The sequence below is a fragment of the Paracoccus denitrificans genome, from assembly GCF_900100045.1.
Taxonomy (GTDB): domain Bacteria; phylum Pseudomonadota; class Alphaproteobacteria; order Rhodobacterales; family Rhodobacteraceae; genus Paracoccus; species Paracoccus denitrificans.
The window spans coordinates 21,749-35,229 of the sequence record NZ_FNEA01000021.1 but is presented as its reverse complement, the minus strand read 5'-3'; the positions used below and the strand labels follow the sequence as shown (position 1 = coordinate 35,229).

The window sequence follows — 13,481 nt, the reverse complement described above, 5'->3', positions numbered from 1 at the left end:
CATGGCGAGCTGGCAGGCGAAACATCGCGATCCGTTGTTTGACCAGAGCACGCAGGCAGCACTGGAACGGCGCGGCAAGGAACTGCTGGGCGCGGGCCTGGTCATCCTGGGCGTGCTGATCGCGCTGATGCTGGTCAGCTATTCCCCCGACGATCCCAGCTTCATGTCGGCGACCGACCAGCCGGCGCAGAACTATCTGGGCCGCTTCGGCGCCTATGTCGCCTCGGCGCTGTTCATGATCACCGGCTACGGCACCTGGGTCCTGGTGGTCGGCGCGGTCGTCTGGGGCCTGCGGCTGATGCTGCACCGGGGCGAAGAGCGGCTGATGCGCGGCATCTTCCTGCCCATCGCCATGGTGCTGGTGTCGATCTATGCCACCTCGATGGCGCCGCCCCCGGAATGGACGCAAAGCTTCGGCCTTGGCGGGCATCTGGGCGACATGCTGATGGGGGGCATGCTTTCGGCGATGCCGATGAAGGCGTCCATCGCGATCAAGCTGCTGGCGCTGCTGACCGCCATCGGCGCCGTGGCCTTCCTGGCCTTCGTGCTGGGCTTCGACCGCAAGGAGCTGACGACCATCGGCACCTTCCTGCGCGAAGGGCTGGCCACCGCCCGCGTCCTGGCGCTGCATGCGGTGGATCGCGGGGCGCGGTTGTCCTCGGGTGCTGCGCACGGGCTCAAGTCCCGCGCCGAGGCCCGTCGCGAGCGTGTCGGCCGCGCCGGTTCTGCCGCGCTGCCGCAGGCACCCCGCAGCGGCCTGCCGGGCCTGCGCCCCGCCCCGGCACCTCTGGCCGAGGACCGCGATTTTGCGCCCGAGCCCGAACTGATCGACCCCGAGACGCATTACGCCGACGATGACGAGCCGCCCTCGAACGCCGCGATCAGCGCCCGCATCACCGACGCGATCCGCACCCGTTCGGAGGGCGCCCGTTCGGAAGGCAGGGGCCTGCTGTCGGCAGTCACCGCGCGCCTGACCGGTGGCCGCGCCGCGCCTGACCGCCATGAGCCGCCGCTGAGCGCCGACGAGGATGAGGACGAGGATTTCGCCGAACCCGTCACCGCCGCACCCTTCGGCGCCGGGACGCCGCGCGTGGTGGTGCCGCCGAAAAAGCCCGTCCCCTCGCGCCAGGCGCAATCCGAGGCGCAACCGGCACTGCGCTTCGACGAGGCCGCCAGCCAATACGAACACCCGCCGCTGTCGCTTCTGACCGCACCGACCACCGTCGAGCGCCACCAGCTTTCGCAAGAGGCGCTGATGGAGAACGCCCGCATGCTCGAAGCGGTGCTGGACGATTACGGCGTCAAGGGCCAGATCACCGAGGTCCGCCCCGGCCCCGTGGTCACGCTTTACGAACTGGAGCCCGCGCCGGGGCTGAAGGCCAGCCGGGTGATCGGCCTGGCCGACGACATCGCGCGGTCGATGTCGGCGCTGTCGGCGCGCGTCTCGACCGTGCCCGGCCGGTCGGTGATCGGCATCGAGCTGCCCAATGCCCGGCGCGAAAAGGTGGTGCTGCGCGAGATCCTGGCATCCAAGGCTTACGGCGACGGCACCCAGCCTTTGCCGCTGGCGCTTGGCAAGGATATCGGCGGCGGGCCGGTGGTGGCGAACCTGGCCAAGATGCCGCACCTCTTGATCGCCGGGACCACCGGCTCGGGCAAGTCGGTGGCGATCAACACCATGATCCTGTCGCTGCTCTACAAGCTCTCGCCCGAGGAGTGCCGGCTGATCATGATCGACCCCAAGATGCTGGAACTGTCGGTCTATGACGGCATCCCGCATCTGCTTTCCCCCGTCGTCACCGATCCCAAGAAGGCCGTCGTCGCGCTGAAATGGGTCGTGGGCGAGATGGAGGAACGCTATCGCAAGATGTCCAAGATGGGCGTGCGCAACATCGAGGGCTATAACGGCCGCGTGCGCGAGGCGCTGGACAAGGGCGAGCTGTTCAAGCGCACCGTCCAGACCGGCTTTGACGAGGATACCGGCGAGCCCGTCTTCGAGACCGAGGAATTCCAGCCCGAGACCTTCCCCTATATCGTCGTCATCGTGGACGAGATGGCCGACCTGATGATGGTGGCGGGCAAGGAGATCGAGGCCTGCATCCAGCGCCTTGCGCAGATGGCCCGCGCCTCGGGGATCCACCTGATCATGGCGACGCAGCGGCCCTCGGTCGATGTCATCACCGGCACGATCAAGGCGAACTTCCCGACCCGGATCAGCTTCCAGGTCACGTCCAAGATCGACAGCCGCACCATCCTGGGCGAGCAGGGTGCCGAGCAATTGCTGGGCCAGGGCGACATGCTCTACATGGCCGGCGGCTCGCGCATCACCCGTGTCCATGGGCCCTTCGTCAGCGACGAAGAGGTCGAGGAGGTGGTGAACCACCTGAAATCCTTTGGCCCGCCGTCCTATATGGCCGGCGTGGTCGAGGGGCCGGACGAAGAGCGCGCCGACAGCATCGACCAGGTGCTGGGCCTGTCCACCGGCGAAGGCGGCGATGCCGAGCTTTACGACATGGCCGTCGCCATCGTGGCCAAGGACCGCAAATGCTCGACCTCTTATATCCAGCGCAAGCTGGCCATCGGCTACAACAAGGCCGCGCGGCTGGTCGAGCAGATGGAGGAACAGGGCGTCGTCACCCCGGCGAACCATGTCGGCAAGCGCGAGGTGCTGGTGCCGGAGGTCTAGGTCGGCCGCATCGGAACCAAGGGCCGGGCCGTTGCGCCCGGCCTTTTTCGTTGCGCGCCCCGCTGCGGCCTAGCCGGCCGGCCTGCCCAGATGCAGTTCCAGCGCCTCGCGCGCCGCGGGGCCGATGAGCGAGCCGTGGTTTTCCGCAGGATGGGGCCGGTGGATGAGGTCGAGCCCCGGAATGCCCGACAGCAGGGTCACGATCGGCGGCGGCACGGCCGGGGCCGAGGCGCGCCCGGCCGAATTGGCGATCAGCAGCGGCACCGCCGGCTCCAGCCGCCCGCCCGCCGCCATGATGCCGCCGCGAAAGGCGCGGGCCTCGCGCAGGGGCTCGCCGGCGTTCCACCAGGTCGAGGGATCGGCAGCGGCATAGCGGGCGAAAAGCCCTGGTTGGGTGAACAGCGCATTCAGCACGAACAACCCGCCCAAAGAATGGCCGAACAGCGTCAGGTCGCCGGCATCCAGCGGCAGGCGGCGGCCGAGTTCGGGCAGCAGTTGCGCCGCGATCATCTGGAGAAAGGCGTCCTGTCCGCCGGTCGGACGATCACCGGGGCCGCGCAACCCGTCTTGCGCCGGCACCGGCTGCTTGCCGGGCGAGGTCAGGTCGAACCAGCGGCGGGCGGGATCGAAGCGGGTCTCGACCGGATAGCCGATGCCGACCAGCGCCACCGGCGCCTCGGGCGCCAGCCTTTCGCGCAGATGCCACAGGATCGGAAAGGTTGCGTTGCCGTCCAGCGCCAGAATCGCGGAATAGCCGCCCTGCGGCGCCGGGGCCTGCGGCAGGCCCAGAAAGATGCGCCAGGGCGCCTTGGCCGGGCCAAGGTCGAAATGGCTGGCACGGGGATGGTCGATCCGCTCGGCCGGCTCCAGCCCGCGCGGCCGGCGATCCTGCGCCCGCGCCATGCCGCCGGCCATGGCGATCAGCGATGCCGCCAGAAGGCTGCGTCGGGAAAGGGGAATCTGCATCGTCGCCTCCGGTCCGTCGATGGGCTGGCGGAAGCGGGCTTGCCCTTGCCCGCAACGGGTAGCGGGCAAGGCGGGCGGGCGCAAGGCCGCTTCCGTCGGGCTGAATCAGCCCTCATGCCCCATGATCGGCCGGGCCTGGGCCGAACGGTCGGCGCCCGAACCCTCGTCCACCGTCACCACCACCGACAGGCCCGGCTCCAGATACTCGGCCATCTCCTGCCCCGGATCGATCGCGATGCGCACCGGCAGGCGTTGCGCGACCTTGGTGAAGTTGCCCGTGGCATTGGACGCGGACAACAGGCTGAATTCCGAGGCCGTGGCAGGCGAGAACGCCTCGACCCGCCCGGTGAAGGAGCGGTGCTGCATGGCGTCCACGGTGAAGGTGGCGCGGTCGCCGATGCGGATGCCGTGCAACTCGGTCTCGCGGAAATTGGCGATGACCCAGACCTCGGGGCCGACATGGCTGACCAGCGCCGTGCCGGCGGTGACATATTGGCCGACGCGCACGCCGACCTGGCCCAGCCGGCCGTCCGATGGCGCGCGGATCACCGTGTTGTCCAGGTCGATCCGCGCCAGTTCCACCGCCGCCTTGGCCGAGGCGATCTCGGCGCGTTTCGCGGCCAGCCCCACCTCGGCGCCCTTGACGTTCTCGCGTGCGACCGCGATGGCGCTTTCGGCTTGGGTGACGGCGGCTTCGGCCTGACGCAGCGCCAGCTCGGTCTGGTCGGCCGAGCTTTGCGCCGTGACGCCGCGCGATTGCAGGGCCTGCGCGCGGTCCCAGGTCGATCCCGCCGTATCCCGCGCCGCCTGTGCCGCCGTCAGCGCGGCCTGGGCCGATTGCAGGCTGGCCCGGGCGGAATGGACGCCCTGGCTCTGGATCTCCAGCGCCGCTTCGGCGCCTTGCTGCACGGCCTGGGCCTGCGCAAGCTTCTGGCGATATTGCCGGTCGTCGATGCGGGCGATGACCTGGTCGCGGGTCACGGGCTGGAAGTCCCGCACCTCGACTGCCGCGACATAGCCGGAAAGCTGCGGCGCGATGGTGGTCAGCTGGCCGCGGATATAGGCGTTCTCGGTCTGCGGATGCGCCGGACGGAATGGCGGCAGGTGCCAGGCGTAAAGCACGATCAACAGGCCGGCCAGGCCGGCCGCCAGGGCAATCAGCGTCGGGATAAGGTGGTTCTTGGTCATGTCTTGGGCTCGGAATGGGTTGGGGTGCTGGAGGAGAGCGGCTTGATGCGCGCCGCCAGCCAGTCGCGGAACAGGTGCAGGAGCAGCGCGCAAAGCGCCGCCGCCGCCACCAGGAAGGTCAGGAAATAGGCATCGTTATAGGCCATGACATAGGCCTGCACGCCGGCATCCTGCGCGATCTGGGCCACCGCCTGCGCGTTGCGCTGCGCCACATCGGCGATCTGCGGCGCCAGCGCCATGCTGCGCTGCGCGATCTCGGCCGCGGTCAGCGGGTCGGCAGCGACCAGTTCCTCGCGCAGCACCTGCAGATGCAGCACCTGCCGGTGGTTGATGAAGGTCGAGAACAGGCCCGAGCCGATGGCCCCGCCCAGCGATTGCGTGGACAGAAAGACGATGACGAAGGACAGGATGTAGTTCGGCCCGCGCGCCAGGGCCGAAAGTAGCCCGCGCATCATCGCCGGCGCCAGGAAGAACGAGCCGGCAAAGGCGATCATCGCCTGGCTCAGCATCATCTGCGCCGGCCGGGTGTCCATGGTGGCATGGCTGTCCATGAAGGCGCCGGCGGCGATCAGCACCAGCGCGATGACATGGAACAGCGGCACGCGCTCGGGCTTCATGAAGGGGATCAGCGCCAGCCCGCCCAGCACCGTCGCGGCCGAGATCAGCGCGAAAAGCGGCACCAGCTGGTCCTGCGTCACGCCCAGCACCTGGAACATGCGCGGTGCGCCCGAGCTTTGCTCGGACAGCACCAGCCGAAAGATCAGCAATGTCGCCGTCAGGTGCAGCATGGCCGGGCTGACGAGCCAGCGGATGTCCAGAAGCGGCGCCTTGCGGTGCAACTCGATCACCACGGCCAGCGTCAGCGCCACGATGGCCAGCGCCAGAACCCAGCCCAGCCAGTCCGCATCCGTCCACCAATGAAGCGAGCCCATGACGAAGGCGACCGTCAGCCCACCGAATCCGGTGGCGATCAGCAGCCAGCTGACCAGGTCCATGGCCGCGATCACCTTGACGCGCGGGGCCGAGGTCAGCGGCAGGGCATAGACCAGCCCCAGCGAGACCGCCGCCAGCCCCAGCGCCATGAAATGCAGCCCGTCCCAGCCGTGATCGCCCATCAGCGCCGGCGAGATCACCCGCGCCAGCATGGGCCCGGTGGCGACCGTGGCCAGCACCATGGGCAGTCCCAGCCGCATCTTCCACTGGGGCGGCAGCGGCTCGAGCATATACATGAAGGCCAGCGTGGACAGCGGAGCCGAGGCCATGCCGGCAAAGAACTGCACCGCCACCGCCGAGCGCAGGTCCGAGATGGCAAAGGCCGCCAGCGAAACCGCCAGATAGACCAGGATGGCAACCTCGGCAAAGCGGCGCAGGCCGAATTGCGTGCGGATCTTGATCAGCAAAAGAGGCATCGAGGCGCGCGGGATCATGAACGCCGCCATCAGCCAGGTCGCCTGCGTGGTGGTGGCGCCCAGATCCCCGGCGATCTGCGGGATATTGGTGCTGACGAAGCCTTGCGCCAGTCCCTGCGTCAGCCCGATGGTGATCGAGGCGCCGATATAGCCCAGCGTGGCCGGCCAGGACATCGGCACGAAGGGCGGCGCAGCCGGGGCTGCGGACGCGGGCACAGGCGCCGCGGGGCCGGCCGGGGATTGGCTCATGCCTGCCTCAGCCTGTCCACATTCTGCGCCATCCGCGCCAATGTCCGGCGCGTCACCACCAGATCCTCGGGCGTGATGCCTTCGGCCAGCGCGGTATCGACCTCGGCGCGAAAGCCCAGCAGGGGCTCGATCCGCGCCGCCTCGGTCAGATGGATGGCGTGCTTGCGCGCGTCCTCGGGGATCGGGCGGCGCTCGGCCAGACCCTGGTCCTCCAGCGCGTCCAGAAGGCGCTTCAGCGTCGGGGTCTCGATACCCAGAATCGCGGCCAGTTCGGCTTGGCTTGCGCCCTCGTGGCGGCCGATGGTGGTCAGCAACCGGGCGCGCGCATAGGTCAGCCCGTGCCGTTCGACGCGCTGCTCAAAGGCCGCACGCAGCGCCCGGGTCAGTTCGATCAGCGTTTCCACAAGCGTGAAGGGACGGTCTGGCATGGGTGCTTCCGCTGTTTTCGCAAATTTCATTAGCTAGCTAATAAAACTGTCGCAGGTATTCAAGACCCCGCCGCGCGGCTGCGGGCGGGGTCCATTGCTGCGGCCTTTGCGGGGCCGGGGTCAGTAGTCGCGTTCGTAGAACAGGCCGATGGTGCTTTCGCCCTCGCTGTCCACCGAGCCACGGGCGGTCAGGGTCTGGGAAATGTCCAGGTTCAGGTTCAGCTTGGTCTTGCCGTCGCCGCCGACCTGCACGTCGGTATAGAGGTTCTCGGATAGATACTTGCCCGCCCGGACCGAGACGTTGCCCTGATCGTCCGTGGCCAGGTCCAGGTCGTCGAGCCCGGTCGAGGCGCGCAGCCGCCCGACGATCCCCTCGCCGCCGCGCCCGGCCAGCGTCGCGACGGCGCTGGCCAGCTGCGCGGCCTGCAAGGCGCTGATATTGTCGAGGCCGCGGCCGAAGAGCAGTTGCGACAGCACCTCTTCCTGCGGCATCTCGGGCGAGGATTCAAAGGTGATCTCGGGATCCTGCGCCTCGCCGTCGATGATGATGCGGGTTGTGATGCCGTCCTGCACCGTCTCGGCCACCAGCCGGATCACCGGGATCAGGCTGCCCTGCAATTCGATCAGCCCCTCGGTCATGTCGAAGCGCTTGCCCAGCAGGTCGACCCGGCCGCGGATCAGTTCCAGCTGGCCGATGGGAATGGGCTGGCGGGCATTGCCGGTCAGGCGCAACTCGCCGCCCAGTTCGGCATCGACGCCGCGACCGCGGACAAAGACCTGCGAAGGGGCCGAGATCAGCAGGTCGAACCGCGCGGGATTGGCCGGCGGCGTCGCCGGCGGTGCGGCCATACCGGCCTGGCGCGAGGCTTCGCTGGGATATTCCAGCAGCCCGGCCTTGGCGCGGGTCTGGCGCTGCGGCGGGCGTTCGGAACGGTGGATGATGTCCGGGATCGCCTTGGCGCCGCCCAGCCCGGTCGAGGGGATGCGCAATTCGGTATGGCCGACATCGATGCGGCCCGAGACCAGCGGCCCCTGCCCCACCGTGCCCGCGACGTTGATCGCGCCGTTCACCAGCGTCTGGTAAAGGTTCGGGTCGCGCAGCACCACGTCGGACAGCCGCACGTCCAGGTTCATCTGCCGGTCGCCCACCAGGCTGACCGGACCGCTGACGGTGATGGTCCCTCCGGCCTCGACCGCGCCGCGCAGATCGACGGCGATGCGGCCGGCGTTGAAATCGGCATTGGCGTTCAGGCTGCCGACAGCCAGGCCGAAGCGCGGCTCGGCCAGCCGGCCATTCGTCAGCGCCACCCGGCCCGACAGCGATTCCAGCGCCGGCCGGCCGTTCAGGCGCAGATCGAAGCTCAGCGGCCCCTCGACCGAGCGGGTGCGCAGGAAGGGATTCGCCGCGGCGGCATTGCTGCTGCCGCTGACCGTGATATCGGCAGTGGACAGATCCGTCGCCGCCGTGCCGGTCACCCTTGCCTGGGTATTGCCCGGCCCGGTCGCGGTCAGGTTCACGTCATAGGCGCGGCCGGTGTTGCGGATGGTGCCGGCAACGGTGGCCGGCCCAGGAAAGCCCGGCACCACAAGGCCCAGGTCGTTCAGCCGGGCATCGAGGTTCAGCCCCTCGGTCGGGTTGCCGTCGCCGGTAATGCTGAACTGGCCGTTGCCGGCGCGCAGCCGGCTGACGGTCAGGCTGCCATCGGGGCGCTGCGCGGCGTCGAGGTCGAAGCTGGTCTCGCCCGCCAGCACGGCATCGGCCTGCGGATTGCCCACGCCCAGCCCGCGCGCCGAACCGTTGGCGGTGATCTGACGCCCGCCCCCCTGCTGGTCCACGACATGGCCCGAGGCGCTGACCGCGCCCCGGAAGCCGCGGCCAAGAAAGCGCAGGTCGTCCGCACGCAGCGTCGCGGTCAGGTCGGTCGCGCCCTGGCCCACGCGGCCCTCGGCGCCAATGTTCAGGCGCGGGTTCTCGACCGTGGCGGTCTCGATGGAAAACACGCCGTCGCGCTCGACCCCGTGCAGCGCCAGCCGGGTCTCGCCCGCCAGCGCGCCATCGACTTGTGCCTGGCCAAAGGACAGGTCGGTGCCGGTGCCGGTCACGTCCAGCCGCCGCGCGCCCGAACCGTCGTCCTTGAAGCTGCCCTGCGCGTTCAGCGCACCGCGCCAGCCGCGGCCGAAGCTGGCCAGCGACCTTACCTCGACCCGGCCGGTCATGTTGGTGCCGCTGGGCGCGATGCGGCCCTGCGCAGTCGCCAGCATCTGCTGGTTGGTCAGGTTGAAATCATGCACGGCGATCTCGTCGCCGCGCTGCTCGGCCGAAAGGCGCAGGTCGGTCACGCCGGTCAGCGCGCCGTCGACGTCCTGCTGGCCGAAGCGCAGTTCGGTGCCGCGCCCGGTCAGCTCAATCCGGCGAACGCCGTCCTGTTCCACCGCCGTCGCCTCGGCGGTCAACCCGCCCGAGAAGCCGCGCCCCAGCACCGCAAGGTCGGGCATCGACAGGTCCAGCGCGGCATCCATTGCACCCTTGGCGAAATTGCCCCGGCCCTGCGCATCAAGCTGCGGATTGGTCAGCCGGAAGGTCTGCACCTCGAAACTGCCCTGCGCCTCGGCGGCCTCGACCAGCAGGTCGGTTTCGCCCTTCAGCGCACCGTCGAGCTCGGCAATGCCGGTGACGAGGTCCTGCGCCTTGCCGGTCAGGGTGATCTTGCGCGTGCCGGCAGCGCCGGTGACGCGGGCCTCGGTGCGGACGCTGCCCGAAAAATCCGGGTCGGCGACAGACAGGTCGGGCATGGCGATGGTTGCGGTCAGGGTGCTGGAATAGCTGTCCAGCCGGCCCTGCGCCTCGGCCGTCAGGTTCTGGGCGTTCACCGTCAGCTTGCGCAGGTTGATGCCCGAGGTGTCACGCCGGGCGCTGAGCTCGATGCGCGACTGGCCGGCCAGCATGCGGTCGGCATGGTCCTGGCCGATGCGGATGTCGTTGCCCAGGACCTGCGCCTCGACATCGAAGCCCTTGCCCAGCAGCGCATAGCGGCCCTTGATATGGGCATCGGCGGTGCCGCCAAGCTCGCGCCCGGCCAGGGTCGAGAAGCGGCCGACATTGCGATGCTGCGCGGTGATGTCGCCCGACAGCGTGATGCCCGAGCGCAGGCCCGAAACGGTCGTCTCGCCCTTGAAGCCGAAATCCTCGCCGTTGATGTTCATGCCCCAAAGCTGCAGCGCATTGCCGGGGGTGAAGGCAAAGTTCAGGCCGCCGTTCAGCGTCCGGCCCAGGGCCTGCGCCATGCCCGGATCGGCCGGCGCCAGGTCGTCCATGCCGAAGGCGATCCAGCCGCGCACCTCTTCCAGCGCCTGCTCGGGGGTCAGCGCGATACGGCCGCGCCCGTCCATCCGCAATTCGGAAAGCGCAACGTCGTCGCGAACGATATCGCCCACCACGCCCTTGAGCACCCAGCCCGAGCCCTGCGCCGCGTCGTAATCCAGCCGCAGGCTGCCCGAGCGCACGGTGGTCGGCCGGTCGGCCCAGGGCAGCCGCACCGGCAATTGCGTGGCGCCAGCGTCCTCGCCCAGCAGCAGCGTCAGATGCGCGCTTTCCGGCGCGCCGCGACTGGTGGTGGCAAGGTTGCCGTCCAGCCGCAGCGCCTCGGTCGCCAGCCGCAGCGAGGGGATGACCAGCCGGCCGTCCTGCCCGCGCCAGCCCTCGGCCAGAAGCTGGGATTGCGTGCCGAAAAAGGCGCGATGCTGCGGCGGGACAAGCGCGGCCACGTCGCCGCCAAGTTCGGCGCGGAAGGCAGTGCCGGGGGCGCCGTCGCGCTCGGCCGCATCGACCGAGACGATGCCGGTCACGCGCGGCTGGCCGTCGGTCGCAAGCTGGATGTTGGCGTTGAAGTCCGACATCGGCCCTTCGCCCGCGATCTCGGCGCGGACGGCGGGTCGGTCGTGCAGCTTGACGATATTGGCGAACAGCCCGTCGCGATCCTCGTCCAGCTTGAGGTCCAGGCGCAGAACCCGCGTTTCGTTGGAAAAGCTCGTATCCAGCGCAAACTCGCCGCGCGGCCCGTCCACGCGGTTGATGGTCAGCTTGGTCTCGCCCTCGCCGCCCGACAGGTTCATCGAGCCGTCGATCGCGATCACCGCCTCTTGCCCGATGATCGGCTGGCCCAGTTCCACCCGTTCGACGGCGATGCGATCGATGTTCACCCCCACCGGCAGTTGCGGCAGGGAAAACTCCCGCGCCTCGGCCTGCGGTGCGCTGTCGCCGCCACCCGGCAGGCGCGGCAGGATGATGCGCTCGGCCGAAAGCTCGTTGATCTCGACCCGCCGGGACAAAAGCGCCGAGCGGGTCCATTGCATCGCGCCGTTTTCCAGCGTGATCCAGACCCCGTCGTCATCGGCGATGGTCATGCGGTCGAAGGTCGCGCGCGAGGAAAGCGCGCCGCGGAACCCCTCGATCACCACCTGCCGCCCGGCACCGGACAGCTTTTCCTCGAGGAAGCGGGTGATGAAGCCGCGGTCGTCCTCGACCTCCTGCGAGATCTCGGCAGCGGTGTCCTGCGCCAGCGCGGCCAGAGGAACGGCCAAGGCCAGGCCGAGTGCGACAACGAGACGATAAGCCAGATCACGCATCAGAACGCCTGCCCCAGACCGATATAGACCTGCACCCCGCCCTCGTCGCCATCGCCGCCGCCGACCGGGGTGGCGATGTCGAAGCGCATCGGGCCGATGGGGGTCTTGTAGCGGATGCCCGCGCCGGCCCCGGCCTGCCAGCCGCTGGCGCCGGACCAGCTGCTGTCCTCCCAGACCCGGCCTGCATCGGCGAAAAGCGCCAGACCGATACGCTCGCGGACCTGGATGCGGGCCTCGGCGGTCAGGGTGACGATGGACATGCCGCCGGTCCTGACCGGGCCGTCGGGGCCCTGGATGACCTCGACGCCCAGCGATTCATAGGAATGGCCGCGCACCGTGCCGCCGCCGCCGGACCAGAACAGATAGTCGCGCGGGGTTTCCTCGATCTCTGGGCCGACCACGGTGCCCAGCCGCGCCCGGCCGGCCAGCGTGAAGCGGTCCTCGGTGCCGAAGCTGTAATAGGCCCGACCCTCGGCCAATATCTGCGCACCCGAGCCGGTCTCGTCCTGCAGGCCGACAAAGGGGGTGATGCCCCCCGACAGCCAATAGCCGCGCTTGGCGTCGTTCGGCTCGTCCCGCTTGTCCCAGGTGACCAGGGTCGGCAGGGCGAACAGCCGGAAATTGGTGCGGCCGCTATCGTCGTCGACGCGCAGCGCCCGGTATTGCAGGGCGATGTCGGCCGTCAGTTCGTCGCTGGGAATCCAGGTGAACCCCAGGCCGAAGGTGCCGGACTTGAGGTCGTAATCCTCTTCCTGAAGGCTTTCGACCTTGGCCAGCACATATCCGGTGGTGTCGGCGGTGATGGTGGCCGGCCGGTCGACGCGCAGCCCCAGGCTGTAGTCGCGCCCGGTATCGCCGCCGATATCCGAGATGCTGGCATCGACGCGCAGCCGCTCGCCGCCGCGGAACAGGTTGCGGTTGATCCAGTAGCCGGTCAGCGACAGTCCGTCGGTGTTGGAATATTCGAAACCCGCGCCCAGCCGGCGCAGCTTTTGCTCGGCCACCAGCAGGTCGACGTCCAGCGTATTGCCGGGGCCGATCTGGTCGGCCTCGGTCAGGGTGATGGCCGAGAACACGCCCGAGCGGCGCAGGCGCTTGCGCACGTCGTCGAGCTTTTCGGGATCGAAGCGCTCGCCCTCGGGGAAACCGGCGATCTTGCGCAGCCGGCGCGGGTCCATGCGCTGGTAGCCGCGAATGGTCAGCTGGCCGAAGCGCAGTTCGGGGCCAGGCGCCAGGCGGATGCGGCTGTCGATCAGGTTGGTGGCGTGATCGGCGATGATCTCGGTCTCGGCCACCTCGGCCTTGGCATGGCCGACATCGCGCCAGCCGGCAACGCCCGAGGTCGCGGCGTTCTTCATGTCGCCGGTGCGGGCGACCTCGCCCCGCCGATAGCCGCGCGGCAGCTCGGTCCCCGGCGCCACCGGCGCGATCTCGGCGCGGCTGTAGCGAAAGCGCGGCCCCGGCTGGACCGAGACCACCACCTTCTGCACCACCTTCGGCGCGTCCAGCGGTGCGATGCTGGCCGCCTCGACCCCGTCCAGCGAGATGTCGATGATGCCCGAATAATAGCCCTGATCGTAAAGCACGCCCAGGATGCGGGCGTAATCGCCCCGCGCGGCAGCCAGGATGTCCTGCCCGGTCACCCGCCCCTCGTCCTGCGCGCTGACCAGAAGCGAGGTTTGCCGGATCGCCGGAAGCAGATCGTCGTCGCCGCCATCGACCTGGAAATCCAGGTTGACGGGCGAGCCGTCATTGCTGTCCCTGCCGAACCAGCCCGAAAAGGGCGAGGAGGAAGGCGAGCCCGAGGACTGCGCCCAGACCATGCCCGCGCCGGTTCCCAGCACGATTACGGCAGCCGTTCCTGCCTTGATCCAGCTTTTCATTGCCTGATTGCCCTGCTTCTGGCGGTTTTGCCGGAAGCATCGCAGG

General features: G+C 69.2%; 7 protein-coding genes. 1 reads left to right on the top strand and 6 read right to left on the bottom strand.

From position 1 onward, the window contains the following. The first annotated feature begins 1 nt into the window (after position 1). Positions 2 to 2,686 carry a DNA translocase FtsK gene (locus tag BLT64_RS17815; RefSeq protein WP_011748953.1) on the top strand — a complete coding sequence of 895 codons (2,685 nt, stop codon included), beginning with the start codon at positions 2 to 4 and terminating at the stop codon, positions 2,684 to 2,686. 69 nt (positions 2,687 to 2,755) lie between these two features. Here the strand turns inward: BLT64_RS17815 and BLT64_RS17810 are convergent, their stop codons facing one another. The 6 genes from BLT64_RS17810 to BLT64_RS17785 form a co-directional block, all read right to left on the bottom strand. Continuing rightward, positions 2,756 to 3,652: an alpha/beta hydrolase gene (locus BLT64_RS17810; RefSeq protein WP_011748954.1), complete on the bottom strand. Its 897-nt coding sequence runs from the start codon at positions 3,650 to 3,652 to the stop codon at positions 2,756 to 2,758. A 105-nt stretch (positions 3,653 to 3,757) separates the two neighbouring features. Beyond that, a complete protein-coding gene (locus tag BLT64_RS17805; protein WP_011748955.1) occupies positions 3,758 to 4,840 on the bottom strand; it encodes an HlyD family secretion protein in 1,083 nt (360 codons plus the stop codon). After that, positions 4,837 to 6,498 (bottom strand): efflux MFS transporter permease, encoded by a 1,662-nt coding sequence (locus BLT64_RS17800; RefSeq protein WP_011748956.1) that lies wholly within the window; start codon positions 6,496 to 6,498, stop codon positions 4,837 to 4,839. Before BLT64_RS17800 ends, BLT64_RS17805 begins: the two co-directional genes overlap by 4 nt. Beyond that, positions 6,495 to 6,926, bottom strand: coding sequence for a MarR family winged helix-turn-helix transcriptional regulator (locus tag BLT64_RS17795; protein WP_041529991.1), 432 nt, complete (start codon positions 6,924 to 6,926; stop codon positions 6,495 to 6,497). Before BLT64_RS17795 ends, BLT64_RS17800 begins: the two co-directional genes overlap by 4 nt. Before the next feature lie 120 nt (positions 6,927 to 7,046). Then, a complete protein-coding gene (locus BLT64_RS17790) occupies positions 7,047 to 11,552 on the bottom strand; it encodes a translocation/assembly module TamB domain-containing protein (RefSeq protein ID WP_011748958.1) in 4,506 nt (1,501 codons plus the stop codon). Next, positions 11,552 to 13,435 carry an autotransporter assembly complex protein TamA gene (locus BLT64_RS17785; RefSeq protein ID WP_011748959.1) on the bottom strand — a complete coding sequence of 628 codons (1,884 nt, stop codon included), beginning with the start codon at positions 13,433 to 13,435 and terminating at the stop codon, positions 11,552 to 11,554. The genes BLT64_RS17790 and BLT64_RS17785 overlap by 1 nt, the downstream gene beginning before the upstream one ends. Positions 13,436 to 13,481 lie beyond the last annotated feature (46 nt).

Excerpts from the sequence above, each read along its gene's own strand:
- BLT64_RS17815 (WP_011748953.1), top strand. The coding sequence starts at position 2 with ATGGCGAGCTGGCAGGCGAAACATCGCGATCCGTTGTTTGACCAGAGC.
- BLT64_RS17810 (WP_011748954.1), bottom strand. The coding sequence starts at position 3,652 with ATGCAGATTCCCCTTTCCCGACGCAGCCTTCTGGCGGCATCGCTGATC.
- BLT64_RS17805 (WP_011748955.1), bottom strand. The coding sequence starts at position 4,840 with ATGACCAAGAACCACCTTATCCCGACGCTGATTGCCCTGGCGGCCGGC.
- BLT64_RS17800 (WP_011748956.1), bottom strand. The coding sequence starts at position 6,498 with ATGAGCCAATCCCCGGCCGGCCCCGCGGCGCCTGTGCCCGCGTCCGCA.
- BLT64_RS17795 (WP_041529991.1), bottom strand. The coding sequence starts at position 6,926 with ATGCCAGACCGTCCCTTCACGCTTGTGGAAACGCTGATCGAACTGACC.
- BLT64_RS17790 (WP_011748958.1), bottom strand. The coding sequence starts at position 11,552 with ATGCGTGATCTGGCTTATCGTCTCGTTGTCGCACTCGGCCTGGCCTTG.
- BLT64_RS17785 (WP_011748959.1), bottom strand. The coding sequence starts at position 13,435 with ATGAAAAGCTGGATCAAGGCAGGAACGGCTGCCGTAATCGTGCTGGGA.